The sequence below is a fragment of the Phyllobacterium sp. P5_D12 genome (assembly GCF_054049495.1).
The window spans coordinates 1-1,282 of sequence record NZ_JBFUMG010000880.1; the positions used below are offsets into that span (position 1 = coordinate 1).

Annotated in this window: 1 protein-coding gene; it reads right to left on the reverse strand. The window is 53.8% G+C overall.

Annotated elements, in window-relative coordinates; genetic code table 11:
* The coding region (locus tag ACXJ5O_RS27280; protein ID WP_457302641.1) for an RNA polymerase factor sigma-54 at nucleotides 1-1,216 on the reverse strand (1,216 nt) is incomplete at its 3' end.
* Nucleotides 1,217-1,282: the final 66 nt, after the last annotated feature.

The window sequence follows — 1,282 nt, forward strand, 5'->3', positions numbered from 1 at the left end:
AGGCAACGCCGTGACGAAGAAATTGTTCCTGCTGGCGAACAATCTCACTGGCGACCTTGAGAATTGTTTGTGCCCGCTGATCAAGGCTACGCGTTAGCCAGTTGGCACTTTGCAAACATTCGCTCAGAAACGTCTTCTCGGCGGGAGAGGTTTTCGTTTTCGCTATCGTCGCATAGTAGCTGTTGTTGATGAGTACTCGCGGCAGGGCATCGGGATTAAGCTCGATTCGCCAACTTCCATCAGACGCGGTGTCCACCTGTACGTCGGGCACAATGCTATCCGCTACGCCAGAGGAAAAGGCTGTCCCAGGCTTTGGATCAAGATGCTGGATTTCCTGCAGCATAGCCAGAATATCCGCGTCACCTACATGACAAAGCTTCTTGAGGCTGTGGAAATCGCGTTTGGCTAATAAATCGAGGTTTTGCAGCAAGGTTTTCATGCTCGAGCCTAAGCGGTTTCTTGCGCGCAACTGGAGTGACAGGCACTCCGCAAGGTCACGCGCGAACAGCCCTGTGGGCTCGAACCCCTGCAAGACTGCAATCAGTTTCTCGATGTAACTGGTATCGACACCAAACCTTGCGGCGATTTCTTCTACGTCAGCGCGCAAGTAACCTGTCTCATCAAGATGATCGGCAAGCTCAGCGGCGATAAGGCGGTCGCCCGCCGATGCAAAGGCGAAAATAATCTGCTCGGCGACATGGTCCCGAAGGGTCTGCGGGGTTGCTGTCACCTGTTCAAGATTATATCCCTCGCCGCCGGTTGAAACATAGCCATCACCGGAAGACGACTTCCACTGCGAAGCAAGGTCGCCGGCAATAAAATCATGTGTCCCCGGATCGTCGGGAAAGATGTTCTCGAGAGAACTATCAAACGTATCCGACATCGAACCAGAACTCGTCGATTCACCGCTCATCARCCAATGATCGGCTTGCCCGTCCAAAGGGTTATCAGCTTCGGCATCGGTGCTCACCGCTCCTCTGCCGAATTCGCGTTCATCACTGGAAATCCGATCGATGCTGAAGCCGCGCTCATCAAGCGAAAAATGCTCGCCCGTTGTTTCATCGCGCTCGAGCAGGGGGTTCTTTTCAATCTCCTGCTCTATGAATTGTTCGAGCTCGATGTGCGTCAGCTGCAGCAGTCGAATCGACTGCATCAGCAGCGGCGTCATTACCAATGCCTGGGATTGCCTGAGATCGAGCTTTGCCGACAGAGCCATGGTGGGCGCGGGTACTCCCGTACGATTTCCTTTGCAGCTGTACAGAACTGGCCTAATCCTTGCTTG